This window comes from Streptomyces sp. NPDC059564, assembly GCF_042735575.1.
GTDB lineage: Bacteria > Actinomycetota > Actinomycetes > Streptomycetales > Streptomycetaceae > Streptomyces.
In genome coordinates this window covers 1-12584 of record NZ_JBHWBP010000226.1, presented here as the reverse complement: position 1 = coordinate 12584, position 12584 = coordinate 1, and the positions used below count along the sequence as shown (strand labels likewise).

At 73.4% G+C, this 12584-nt stretch carries 10 protein-coding genes; 2 read left to right on the top strand and 8 right to left on the bottom strand.

Features of this window, described 5'->3' with window-relative positions:
• The 4 genes from ACFV0Q_RS28835 to ACFV0Q_RS28820 all read right to left on the bottom strand — a co-directional run.
• Positions 1-1702 (bottom strand): DUF885 domain-containing protein (locus tag ACFV0Q_RS28835; protein WP_385009287.1); only part of this gene is annotated, 1702 nt, incomplete at its 3' end.
• Between the two features lie 168 nt (positions 1703-1870).
• A complete protein-coding gene (locus ACFV0Q_RS28830) occupies positions 1871-3304 on the bottom strand; it encodes a GNAT family N-acetyltransferase (protein WP_385009286.1) in 1434 nt (477 codons plus the stop codon).
• A gap of 132 nt (positions 3305-3436) precedes the next feature.
• Complete coding sequence (locus tag ACFV0Q_RS28825; protein ID WP_385009285.1) at positions 3437-5035, bottom strand: alkaline phosphatase D family protein; 1599 nt, start codon at positions 5033-5035, stop codon at positions 3437-3439.
• Positions 5036-5233: 198 nt separating this feature from the next.
• Positions 5234-6091, bottom strand: a complete 858-nt coding sequence (locus ACFV0Q_RS28820) for an alpha/beta fold hydrolase (RefSeq protein WP_385009284.1) — start codon at positions 6089-6091, stop codon at positions 5234-5236.
• Positions 6092-6399: 308 nt separating this feature from the next.
• Here ACFV0Q_RS28820 and ACFV0Q_RS28815 point away from each other — a divergent pair, with 308 nt between their 5' ends.
• Entirely contained in the window at positions 6400-7152 is a 753-nt protein-coding gene (locus ACFV0Q_RS28815) for a GntR family transcriptional regulator (RefSeq protein ID WP_385009283.1), read from the top strand.
• A 158-nt stretch (positions 7153-7310) separates the two neighbouring features.
• Here ACFV0Q_RS28815 and ACFV0Q_RS28810 read toward each other — a convergent pair whose 3' ends face one another.
• On the bottom strand, positions 7311-8159 hold the full coding sequence (locus tag ACFV0Q_RS28810) for a helix-turn-helix transcriptional regulator (protein WP_385009282.1): 849 nt from the start codon (positions 8157-8159) through the stop codon (positions 7311-7313).
• Between the two features lie 138 nt (positions 8160-8297).
• On the opposite strand from ACFV0Q_RS28810, the gene ACFV0Q_RS28805 reads away from it, so the two are divergent.
• Positions 8298-9077, top strand: a complete 780-nt coding sequence (locus ACFV0Q_RS28805; protein WP_385009281.1) for an NAD(P)H-dependent oxidoreductase — start codon at positions 8298-8300, stop codon at positions 9075-9077.
• Between the two features lie 265 nt (positions 9078-9342).
• Here ACFV0Q_RS28805 and ACFV0Q_RS28800 read toward each other — a convergent pair whose 3' ends face one another.
• From ACFV0Q_RS28800 to ACFV0Q_RS28790, 3 genes are all read right to left on the bottom strand, one after another.
• Complete coding sequence (locus ACFV0Q_RS28800) at positions 9343-10497, bottom strand: ROK family transcriptional regulator (RefSeq protein WP_385009280.1); 1155 nt, start codon at positions 10495-10497, stop codon at positions 9343-9345.
• A gap of 101 nt (positions 10498-10598) precedes the next feature.
• Positions 10599-11249 carry a response regulator gene (locus ACFV0Q_RS28795; protein WP_385009279.1) on the bottom strand — a complete coding sequence of 217 codons (651 nt, stop codon included), beginning with the start codon at positions 11247-11249 and terminating at the stop codon, positions 10599-10601.
• 4 nt (positions 11250-11253) lie between these two features.
• Positions 11254-12429, bottom strand: coding sequence for a sensor histidine kinase (locus ACFV0Q_RS28790; RefSeq protein WP_385009278.1), 1176 nt, complete (start codon positions 12427-12429; stop codon positions 11254-11256).
• Positions 12430-12584: the final 155 nt, after the last annotated feature.

Below are 12584 nucleotides of genomic sequence, written 5' to 3'. Positions count from 1 at the left end.
TCGAGAGCTCGTCCACCAGGTCGTCCAGGCCCAGCGACCCCTGCGACAGCGCCGCCATGTGCCACGCCTTCAGGTCGAAGGAATCACCGTGCGCGGCCCGCGCGTTGTCCCGGCCCAGCAGCCAGGCGCGCTCGCCCAGCTTGTAGCCGATCGCCTGCCCGGGCATCGACAGGTACCGCGTCAGCTCGCTCTCGACGAACTCGGCGGGCCGGCCGCTGTGCAGGCCGAAGAACTCCTGCGCCAGGTCCACCGTCCAGCGCTCGCCCGGGTGGAACGGCGAATCCGCCGGGATCTCCAGCTCCAGGTGCATGCCGATGTCCACGATGACCCGCGCCGCGCGCATCATCTGGCAGTCCAGGTAGCCCAGGCGCTGCTCGGCGTCCTTGAGGTAGCCCAGCTCGTCCATCAGCCGCTCCGCGTACAGGGCCCAGCCCTCGGCGTTGGCGCTGACCAGGCCGACGCTCGCCTGGTAGCGCGACAGCTGGTCGGCCACGTGCGTCCACTGCGCGAGCTGGAGGTGGTGGCCCGGAACGCCCTCGTGGTACCAGGTCGAGACCAGGTCGTACACGGGGAAGCGGGTCTGGCCCATCGTCGGCAGCCAGGTGCGGCCCGGACGGGAGAAGTCCTCCGACGGGTTGGTGTAGTACGGCGCCGCCGCGCCGCCCGCCGGGGCGATCATGGACTCGACCCGCTTGACCCGCTCGGCGAGTTCGAAGTGGGTGCCGTCCAGGTTCTCGATGGCCTCGTCCATCAGGCCCTGCAGCCAGGCGCGGACCTCGTCGACGCCCTCGATGTGGGTGCCGTGCTCGTCCAGGTGACGCAGCGCGTCCCAGGGGTTCGGCTCGCCGGGCAGGATCTTGGCCGCCTCGGCCTTCATCTCCGCGAGCAGCCGGTGGTACTCCGACCAGCCGTAGGAGTACGCCTCGTCCAGGTCCAGGTCGGTGCCGTTGAAGTAGCGCGACCAGCGGGCGTAGCGCTCGCGGCCCACCGGGTCCGGCGCGTCCGCGACCGCCGGGGCGTACACGTCGCGCATCCAGTCGCGCAGTTCGGCCACGGCCGCCGTGGCGCCCGCCGCGGCCCCGTCCAGCTCGGCGCGCAGCGAGTCCGGGCCGTCGGCGGCGAACGCGCCGAAGAAGTCCGGGTTTCCGTCCTCGTCCTGGCCCGCCCAGGTGGTGAGCTGCTCGACGAAGGTGGCGGCGGGGCGGGGGCTCCCGTACAGCCCGCGCTCCAGGCCGAGCGCGAGGCTCTCGCGGTAACCGGCGTAGGCGGCCGGTACGGCGCGCAGCCGTTCGGCGATCGCGGCCCAGTCCTCGTCCGTGTCGGCCGGGGTCAGGGTGAAGACCTCGCGGACCGCGTGCGCGGGGGAGTGGATGTTGCTCACCGCGCGGAGGTCCTCGTCGGCCTCGTGGACCGCGAGTTCGGCGTTCAGCCGCTCGCGCAGCAGGCGGGCGCAGCGGCGCTCGGCGTCGGTGCCGGCGCCGGGCAGCAGCTCGGCGGCGTCCAGCCGGGCGAGGGTGGTGCGCGACAGCTCGGCGGCGGCCTCGCGGCCGGCGGGGGAGAAGTCCGGCAGCCTGCCGGAACTGGCGGCGATGCCGAGGTAGGTGCCCATGATCGGGTCGATGGCGATGAGGTCGTCGACGTAGGCGTCGGCGACCTGACGGGGCAGACGGGCTGCGCTGTCGCGGTGGAGGGTCTCTGACATGCGGCCATCTTCATACGGGGGACGCCCCTACGTCATCACCGTTCGGGCCCAGCCTCCTGTCGGGGCCCGGTCCCGGCGGCCGGGTCTCGCCGATATCCGGACACTTCACCCTTCGGGGGCCGGGCGGGCCCGGGGCGGGGAACGGTCACCGGCGCCCCGGGCGCGGGTTCAGGGCCGGTGCTTGTGGTGCGGTTCGTACGGGGCCTGCGCGCGCGGGACGTCATAGGGCAGGCGCGAGGGGACCGGGGTCGCGTCCAGCCGGGCCGTGATCACCAGGGTGCCCTCCTCGATCTGGTAGTCGAGGGGGAGGCCGAGGCCGCGCATGGCCGCCACCATCCCGGTGTTGGAGGCCTGGGTCACGGCGTACACGCTGTCGCACCCGGCCTCGACGGCCATCGCCAGCAGCCGGCGCAGGAGTTCGGAGCCGATGCCGCGGCGCTGCCAGTCGTCCTCGATGAGCAGGGCCACCTCGGTCTCGTCGCCGTCCCACAGCAGGTGGCCGAGGGCGACGAGCTTGCCGGAGGCGGTGGTGGCGGCGAGGGTGCGGCCGAAGCGGGGGCTCAGCAGGTGTCCCAGGTAGCGGTCGGCGTCGGCGACCGGGCCGTGGTAGCGCAGGCCGAGCGTGCGCTCGCTGCAGCGGTCGTGCATGGCGCGGGCGGCCGTCAAGTCGCCGCCGTCGGCGCGGCGCACGGTGATCTCGTTGCCCTCGGGCAGGGTCAGGACGTCACGGCGGCGCGGGACGCGCGGGCCGAGGCGGGCGTCGAGTTCGACGAGGGCCCGGGCACGGGCGAACTCGGTCGGGGTGAAGGGGAGGTGGGGCCGCTCGATGGTGATCGCGCCGCCCGAGGGGTCGCGCAGCCGCATCGACGTCGCCTCCAGGACCCCTTCGACGGGGGCGTCGGCGCCCGCGTTGGGACGGCCCGAGAGGGTGGTCGCGGGGATCGAGTGGATGGTGCAGCGGCCGAGGAGGTGGCGCAGCGCGAGCGGGAGTTCGGCCGCGTCCAGGGCGGTGCGGGTGGCCAGGCCCAGGACCCGGGTGGGGGTGTCCACCAGGTCGTGGGCGTCGGCGCGTTCGATCCAGGTGCTGTGGCCGCCGGCCCGGGACACGGCGCGGGTGAGGTCGCCGGAGGGCAGGTCCTGCGGGGCGCGCAGCAGGAACTCGTCCACCGTGCCGCCCTCGGGGAGGGGGTGCGTCTGCAGGTTCAGGATGTCCACCCTGTTTCCGGCGAGCGCGGTGCAGAGCGCGGCCAGGCTGCCGGGCTCGTCGCGTACGGTCGTCCGCATCCGCCACAGGGTGGCGGCGGCCGCCTCGGGGGCCGCGCCGGTGGCCGGGCGCGGCGCCGGATCGGAGGGGGCGGTGTTCAGCGGCGGCGGCGCATGGCTGTGCCGGCGGGCCCACCAGGTGTGGAAGGCAGCCGTGACGAGGAGTGCGACGGCCGAGGCGACCAGCAGGACGGGGCCTTCGGGGCCGTGCGCGACGAGGTTCGCGATGCCGTCGGCGACCGCGACGGCGCAGAAGAGGGCGGCGAGTTCGACGAGGTCGCGGCGCCAGTGGTGGCGGTGCGGACGCTGGGCGGTGGCGGCATGGGTACGTTCAGTCATGCACACCACTGTGGCTCAGGGGTGTTGCGTGATCACGAACGCTCTGTGACCGACTGGTTAAGTGTCGATCTGGCCGGTTTCTCCTAGTTTTCCGACGGATTTCCGATGGTGACGCTTCGGTCATCACGGACCTCACATCTGTCCCACACGACCCGGCTGGAGCACCTGGGTGAAGAGTACGCCGCCTCCCTGGCGCCGCAACCGGACGGTGAGTTCCCCGCTGCCGCCGTCGATCTCGACCTCGCCGTAGTACGGGGGGTTCTCGGCCGGGGACATGTTGGCGACCGGCGCCGACTGGACGTACGCCGTCCGCGGGCCGAAGGTGGCGTCGAGCCGTCCCGCCGGGAAGCCGCCCGCGCCGACGGGGCCGGACACGAACTCCCAGAACGGCGCGAAGTCGGAGAAGGCCGCGCGCTCGGGCGCGTAGTGGTTGGCGGCGGTGTAGTGGACGTCGGCGGTGAGCCAGAGGGTGCCCGTGATGTGCTGGTGCTTGATGTGGCGCAGGAGGTCGGCGATCTGGAGCTCGCGCCCCAGCGGCGCCCCCGGGTCGCCCTGGGCGACGGCCTCGAAGTTCACGGACCCGTCGGGGACGACGATGCCCAGCGGCATGTCGGCGGCGATGACCTTCCAGGTGGCGCGGGAGCGGGAGAGCTCCCGCTTCAGCCAGGCCAGTTGCTCCGTGCCCAGGATGCCGACCGCGTCGTCGGTCTGGCGGCCGGGCGAGTTGGCGTCCCGGTACGTGCGCATGTCCAGCACGAACACGTCCAGCAGCGGACCGTGCCGCATCACCCGGTACATCCGGCCCTCGGCGCGCCCGCCCCGCAGGTCCGTGACCGCGAAGTACTCGCCGAACGCCTGACGGGCCCGGGAGGCGAGGGTGTCGACGTCCTTGACGGTGTAGCGCGGATCGTCGATCAGCTGGCCCGGGTACCAGTTGTTGCGCACCTCGTGGTCGTCCCACTGGGCGAGGACGGGGACCTGGGCGTAGAACTCGCGCAGGTTGCGGTCGAGGAGGTTGTAGCGGAAGTTCCCGCGGAACTCGGCGAGGGTCTCGGCGACCTTGGCCTTCTCCTCCGTGGTGACGTTGTGCCAGATGCGTCCGTCGGGCAGCGGCACGGCGGCCTGGATCGGCCCGTCGGCGTAGATCGTGTCACCGCTGAACAGGAAGAAGTCCGGATCGCGCAGCCGCATCTCCTCGAAGACGCGGTAGCCGCCGAGCTCGGGGTTGATGCCCCAGCCCTGGCCCGCCAGGTCGCCGGACCACAGGAAGCGCACGTCGCCGCGACGGGAGGCGGGCGTGGTGCGGAACGTGCCGCGCACCGGCTCGCTGGAGCGGCGCGGGTCGTCGGGGTCGGTGAGCACGACCCGGTAGTGGATCTGCCGGCCGGGAGGCAGGTCGCGCAGGGTGGCGGTGCCCGTGAAGTCGGTGGCGGGGCCGAGGAAGGGGCCGCCGTGGCGGCGGACGCCGTAGCGGAACGACTCGCTCGGCGAGGTCTCCACGTACATCCGCGCGGGCCGGTCGGAGCGCGTCCAGATGGTGGCCGAATGGGAGGTGATCTCGCCGGACTGGGTCCCCCAGAGCGCGGCCGGGCGGCCGGAGCGGGCGAACGCCGGGGCCCCCGAGGAGGAGGCCAGGGCGGGTGCGGCGAACGCCGTGGACAGGGCGAGACCCAGCGGGACGGCGAGGGAACCGCCGAGCAGGGACCGTCGGGTGTGCGGCATCGGTGCCATCGGTGCGTCTCCAGGGGCCGGCGGGGGCGGGCCGGTCCAGTGTGCCGCCGCACACCGGACCGGCCGCGTCTCCCACGCGAACCGCGGATGAACAGCCGTCAGCCGGTCATCACCGGAAGGGACTTGGGCCCGTCGGTCCGGACGGCTTCGGCCGCGTGGACGCGGCACGGCCCCGGGCGGTGTCGACGCGTTACGGCTTCAGGCTGCGTCGACGCGTCGGGCTTCCGTCCGGGCGGTGTCGAGGATCACGCGGGCCACCAGCGCCGGGTCGTCGTTCATCGGCACGTGACCGCAGCCCGGCAGCCGCACCAGCCGCGCCCCCGGTACCGTGCGCTTGGCGCGCACGCCCTGCCGGCGCAGGAGCAGCCGGTCGCGCGTGCCCCACGCGATCGTGACGGGGATGCCCGGCACGTCGTCGGTGAACCGTACGGAGCCGCCCGCGGCCAGCGTCTCCTCGAAGCCGGCGGCCTCGCGCAGCGCGAGGGTCTCGGCGACGACGGCGTCGGGGGAGCGGTGGGCCGGGCGGGCGTAGATGGTGCCGGTGAGCGCGGCCCGGCCGGGGGCGCTGCGGGAGAGCCGCTCCAGGGCGGGCAGGGGCAGCGTCCGCGCGCCGGCCCGCATGGCGCGCAGGGCGGTGAAGGCGTAGCGGCGCTCGCCCTGCGACCAGAACCCGGCGGGGGACAGGGCGGTGACCGAACGCACGAGGCCGCGCCGCCCCAGCTCCAGGGCGAGCAGCCCGCCGAGGGAGTTTCCCGCGACGTGCGGCCGCTCGACGCCGAGCGCGGCGCAGAGCGCGCCGAGGGCCGGAGCGACGGTGGCGAGGTCGTACGGGACTCCCGCGGGCAGTGGAGCGGACGCGCCGAAGCCGGGCAGGTCCACGGCGATGACGTCGTGGTCGGCGGCCAGCACCTCGGTCACCGGCTGCCAGGCCTGGAGGTGGTGGCCGATGCCGTGGAGCAGGAGGAGCGGTTCGCCCGCGCCCTTGCGCTCGTAGGAGACGGTGGCGGGCCGGGGGCCGAGCGGCGAATCGATCGTGAACGAGACCGTGGCGGTCATGCTGCTCCTCGTCGGTGGGACGCGTGTGAGACAGGCCGTCAGTAACGACTGTCCCCATGATTACCGCCCGGTAGCCCCCGGTTACAAGCCTCCGGGCCGCACGAGGAGAGCGCGAACATCCTGTGAACGGCTTGCTACATATGCCCGATCTGCCCGGCAAAGCGGCGAGGATTGGTCTTGACCAAGGGGGTGCGCCGTCCTATCGTCGCAGGGATAGTGCAGGAACCTTTAATAAACAAAGGCACGGAACTGCGGCGCGGAACTGCCGCTCGGACACGGCGCTAGCGGCGATTGCAGGAGGAGTCAGGGTGGGGACCACGCAGCTCGAATCGGTGCCGGAGCCGAAGTACTGGCACCTCAAGACCGTGCTCAGCGACGCGCTCGACCAGGACTTCGCCGTCGGCGAGGTGCTGCCGAACGAGCGTGAGCTCGCCGCGCGCTTCGGCGTCGCCCGCGCCACCCTGCGTCAGGCCCTGGAACAGCTCGAGCTCGAAGGCCGCCTGCAGCGCCGCCGCGGAGTCGGTACCACCGTCGCCCCGCCGCGCGTCGGCGTCGCCGTCGGCAGTACGGGGCACAGCTGGCCCGCCGACAGCGCCGACGGCTGGGAGGCCGTGGACGCCGCCGAGACCGTTCCCGCCGCCGCCGTCCTGAAGCTCCTCGGCACCGCCCCCGGCCTGCCCGTGCACACCGTGCGCCGGACCCGCGTCACGCAGGGCCAGGCCGTCGCCGCCGAGCTGCTGTACGTGCCCGCCGCGTCCGTGCCGGGGCTCTCCGCCATCGACGCCCCCGCCGGACCCGCGCGGGCGCGCGCCGTCCTGCGCGAGCTCCAGCGGCTCGTGCTCGACGGGCAGGACCGCTCGGTCGAGCTGGGCTCCGCCCGCGCCGACGACGCCAAGGAGCTCGACCGGCTGCCCGGCGCCCCCGTACTGCTGGTGACCACCCGCTACTTCACCGCCGAGGGCACCGCCGCCGTCTCCGTGGCGACGTACCGTGCCGACACCTGCCGCCTCACCTTCGGCGACTCGGGCGTGGAGATCACCGAAACCCGCGCCGCCTCCTGACCCCCCCCGGACCCCGGCCCCGGCTTCGGCCGGCCGGCCGGCCCCGGCTTCGGCCGGGCTGGGGCCGCGAGGGATGCCGTCTCCCGCCGCAAGCCCCGAGGGAGTTCACCCGCGCCGGCGGGAGAGGCCACGGCTCGCGCGGCAGAGCCGTCGCCGGGTTACTCGCGGACCTGAGCGTTCACCGCGGGATGCGCGTCACCGCTGTCCGCGCCCAGGCCCGCGAGCAGGCGCAGCCCGTCCTCGGCGGGACTGCCGGGGGCCGCGGACAGCACCAGCAGCTCCATGCTCGATTCGTCCGGCAGCGCGAAGTTCTCCTGGTGCAGTTCCAGCAGTCCGACCAGCGGGTGCCGGTACGTCTTGCGTCCGTGTGCGCGGGCGCGCACGTCCGCCCGGGCCCAGAGGCGGCGGAAGCGCTCGCTGCCCATCGCCAGCTCGCCGATGAGCGAGGCCAGGCGGGGGTCCTCGGGGTATTGGCCGGCGGCCAGGCGCAGGTGCCCGACCACGTCGAGGGTGCATTTCTCCCAGTCCGCGTAAAGGCCGCGCTCGGCCTCCTCCAGGAAGAGGTGCCGGGCGATGTTCAGGCCCGGCATCGGCCGGCCGAAGAGGAGCCCGGCGAGACGGTTCCCGGCGAGCGCGTCCAGGCGGTGGTCCATGATCAGCGCGGGTGCGCAGGTGACCAGGTCGAGGACGCGCAGCAGCTCCGGCCGGACCCGGCCGCCCGGCGGCTTCGCGCTGCGGCGGCGCTGCCGGGCGAGCCGGTAGAGGTGCCCGCGTTCGGTCCCGTCGAGACCGAGGACGCGGGCGAGCGCGTCGAGGACCTGCTCGGAGGGCTGGGTCGCGCGGCCCTGCTCCAGGCGTACGTAGTAGTCGACGCTGACTCCGGACAGGTGCGCGACCTCTTCGCGGCGCAGCCCTTCGACCCGGCGGCGGCTGTCGGTGGGTATGCCGACGGCCGCCGGGTCGACCCGGGAACGCCGGGTCCGCAGGAAGCCCGCAAGATCGTCCATGTCCTCAGTATGGCCTCGGAGCCGCCCGTGAAGGTGGTCCTGCCAGTACCAGGAAGTCCCGTCCTACGGAAGCGGAGCCCCTGAACGCCGGGCGCCGGGGCGCCCAGAATCGAAGGCATCCGATTCGAAGGAGTTCCCATGAAGACGCTGATCGTCCACGCCCACCCCGAGCCGAAGTCGCTCAACAGCTCCCTGAAGGACCTCGCGGTGTCCACGTTGGAGGCCGCCGGGCACGAGGTACGGGTGAGCGATCTGTACGCGATGAACTGGAAGGCGGTCGTGGACGCCGCGGACTACGGCCCCGACGCGTCGAGTCCGCTGCGGGTCGCCCGGGACTCGGGCCGGGCCTTCGAAGCCGGGACGCTCACCCCGGACATCCTCGCCGAGCAGGCGAAGCTGCTGTGGGCGGACACGATCATCTTCCAGTTCCCGCTGTGGTGGTACTCGATGCCCGCGATCCTCAAGGGCTGGGTGGACCGGGTGTTCACCTACCGCTTCGCGTACGGCGTCGGCGAGCACAGCGACACCAAGTACGGCGAGCGCTTCGGCGAAGGCACCCTCGCGGGCAAGAGGGCCCTGCTGTCGGTGACCGTCGGCGGCCCGGAGTCGCACTACGCCGCTCGCGGGATCAACGGCCCCATCGAGGACCTGCTGTTCCCGTTCCACCACGGCATCCTCTACTACCCCGGCATCGATGTGCTGCCGCCGTTCGTGCTGCACGGCACCGACCGGCTGACCGACGAGGAGTACCCGGACGTCGCCAAGGCCTGGGAGCAGCGCCTGCTCACCCTGGAGTCGACCGAGCCCATCCCGTTCCGGCGGCAGAACTTCGGTGACTACGAGATCCCCTCGCTGCACCTGAAGGAGGGTCTGGAGCCCGCGGGCCGCACGGGTTTCGGGCTGCACGTGCGCGGCTGACCGAGGGCGAAGGACAGGACTGAGGCAGGCCGTACGGAGTGGACGAGGCCCGTGACCGCGTCGAGGGCCACGATGCCGGGCCCGCCGGGCGGCGGTGACCACGGCGGAGACGGCCGGGGCGGGAGACGTCCACGCCGCACGTCCACGGCGGCGGGCGGCACCTGCGGGCGGCGCACCAGGACTGACCGTCGGCGGGCAGGTGCCCGGCCTGCCGCCGCCCCGGCCCCGACCGGGCCGTACGCTCCGGGCGTCCGGACCGGTGGGGCTACCGGCGGGCGGTGACCGTCTTCTCCACCGCGAACAACTCTTCCTCCACGTGGTCCAGCGCCAGCCGCAGCGCCCCCGTGGCCACCGCGGCCTCGCCGAGCAGCGACAGGGCCACCTTCGGCGGACGCAGGCAGTACCGTTCCAGCTCCCGCCGCAACGGTTCGAGGACACCGTCCAGCCCCGCAGCCCAGCCGCCGACGACCACCAGCTCCGGATCCATCGCCAGCACCAGCGCCGCCACGTCGTGCACGAGCCGCTGGAGGAACCGCTCCACCGCGGCCACCGCCCGCTCGTCGCCCCGCTTGGCCATCGCGAACACCTCGGCGACCGCCGGCTCGTCCAGCGGGTGCAGCGGTTCGCCCGTCGTCGAGAGCAGCCGCTCGGGCGTGACCTCGCGCCCCAGCAGGTGCAGCGCGCCGATCTCGCCCGCCGCACCGCCGAACCCCCTGTGGAGCCGGCCGCCGATCAGCGAGCCCGCGCCCGGGCTCAGGCCCGCCATCACGAACACGATGTCGTCCGTGTCCCGCGCGGCACCCTTCCAGTGCTCGGCGACCGCCGCCGCGTTGGCGTCGTTCTCCACCTGGACCGGGCAACGGAACGAGCGCCGCAGCCGTTCCCCGAGCGGTAGCCCCGTCCAGCCGGGCAGGGCCGTCCCGAGGCGGACGGTGCCGTCGGCCTCCACGATGCCGGGGCTGCCCACGCCGACCGCCCGCAGGGAGTCCCGGGGCACACCGGCCCGGCGCAGCAGATCCGCCACCGCCGTCCTGACCCGCTCCAGCCGCTCGTCGGCCGACGCGGTCTCGGCGACCTCCTTGGTCCCGGCGCCGATCACCCGGCCGTCCAGCCCGGACAGCAGCACCGCGATGCGGTGCGAGCCGATCTCTATGCCCAGCAGGTGTCCGGCCTCGGCCCGGAACCGGAACCTTCTCGCAGGTCGTCCCTGGCGGCGCGCGCCCTCCTCGGCTCCGGCCTCGACCACGAGCCCGGTGCCCATCAGGCCCTCCACGACCCCCTCGACGGTCGGACGGGAGAGCCCGGTGACCCGGGTGAGGTCGGTGAGGGTCGGCGATTGGGCCGCGCGCAGTGCCCGGAGCACCACGGCCGAATTGATCCGCCGGAGCAGAGAGGGATCCCCGCCGGTCAGCTGCCCCAACGTGTGTCCTCCCAGCTAGCGGCCCTGTCAGCCGGATCGTACTGCGCGCTTCGCCCGGCGGCGAGAAGCAGCCCCCCATCCGCCGGAATCAGTGGCTCCCCTCAGGCCGGGGAGACGAAGCCCGACTCGTAGGCGGTGATCACCGCCTGGGTACGGTCCCGCGCCCCCAGCTTCCCCAGAATCGCGCTGACATGCGATTTCACTGTTTCCGTGCCGACGATGAGCTCCCCGGCGATCTCGACGTTCGTCAGGCCGCGGGCCATCAGCCTCAGGACCGCCTCCTCCCGGTCGGTCAGCGCGGCCTTCCGCAGCGCCGCACGCGCCTGCCGGTTGCCGTACTCGGCGGCCAAGGCCCGTACGGCCGCCGGGAAGAGCAACGTCTCGCCCTCCGCCACCAGCCTCACCGCGTGCACGATCTCCGAGGGCCGGGCCCGCTTGAGGAGGAACCCGTCCGCACCGGCCCGCAGCGCCTGATACACGTACTCGTCGTTCTCGAAGGTGGTGACCACGAGGATCTTCGGCGGCGAGTCCACCGACCGCAGGACCGCCCGGGTCGCCTCGATCCCGTCGAGGAGCGGCATCCGCACGTCCATCGCGACCACGTCCGGCCGCAACTGGCGCACCAGGGGGATGACGGAGGCCCCGTCGGCGGCCTCACCCACCACCTCGATGTCGGGCTGGGCTTCCAGGACGGCACGCAGACCCGCGCGCACCAGGGGTTCGTCGTCGACGAGCAGTACGGTAACCGGCATCGGCTCAGCGTATTCGCTCCAGCGGAAGCCGGGCGCGCACCCGCCAACCACCCTCGTGGGGACCGGTATCGGCCTGGCCGCCGAGCAGCGCCGCCCGCTCCCGCATGCCGCGCAGCCCGCTTCCGCCGCCCGTCGTGACGGTGGGGCGCTCCGGCAGCGGGTTCGTGACCTCCAGGTCGAGCCGGTCCACGGCCATCTCGACCCGCACGCGTACCGGCACGGGACCGCAGTGCCGCAGCACGTTGGTGAGTGCCTCTTGCAGGATCCGGTACCCCTCCCGGGTGACGGGACCGGGCAGCTTCTCCAGCGGGCCCGTCAGCCGCGCGTCCACCGCGGCCCCCGAGGCGCGGGCCGACTCAAGCAGCCGGTCCGCCTCCACGAGGGTGGGCCGCTGCGACGGCGGCTGCGTCGACTCCCGCAGGACCAGCAGCACCCGCTCCAGGTCCTCGAGCGCGGCCCGGCCCGTCTCCTCGATGGCGTTCAGGGCGCGGTCCGTGAACTCCGGGTCGTCGGCGGCCCGCGCCGCGCCGGCCTGGACCACCGCCACGGTCAGCGCGTGCCCGATGGAGTCGTGCAGCTCGCGCGCGATGCGGGTGCGCTCCAGCAGCTGTTCCGTACGCGCCTCCAATGCCGACAGACGCTCGCCGGCCGACGGCCCCAGCAGCCGCTGAGCGATCGCGGTGATCAGATCGCCGAGCAGCACCACGACCACGATCAGCACGAGCAGCGGCAGCGGAGCGAGCAGGGCGGCGGCCCAGGGCGGCGGAAGGAAGGGGACGGCCGGGTCGGGGTCGAGGGGGTGTCCGAGCGCGGTCGCGACCAGCTCGACGGTGATGACCGGGAGGGAGACGGTGGCGAACATGGCGGCGCCGCTCACGACCAGCCGTATCTCCAGCCACAGCACCGTCCGCCAGCGGTCCGCCCAGCGCACCGACGGAGCGCTGCTGATGCCGCTCTCCTCGCTCTCCCGGTCCTGAGGAGTCAGCAGGAACCGGGCCTGGAGCCCTTCGGCCAGCCGCACCCACGGCACGAATCCGAACGGTATGACGATGAGCAGCGGCATCCACGGCCAGCGTGGGTTGATGAACATCCACAGAGCGAGGAGCAACAGGGGGACGCACAAGTGCAGCCAGCGCGAATACGTCACCGGCCGGAACGGGGCACGGAGAAGTCGGTTCATGCCCTCATCGTGGCAGGACGCGGGCCGGTGCGGCGGCGCCCCCCAGGGGGGGAGCGGCCCCAACCCCCCGGGCGGGCCAAAGGCGAGGGCCTCCCCCGCAAAATTTACAATAACCGCTAAGATATAATCCGGACTCACAACGAGCACCACCCCCC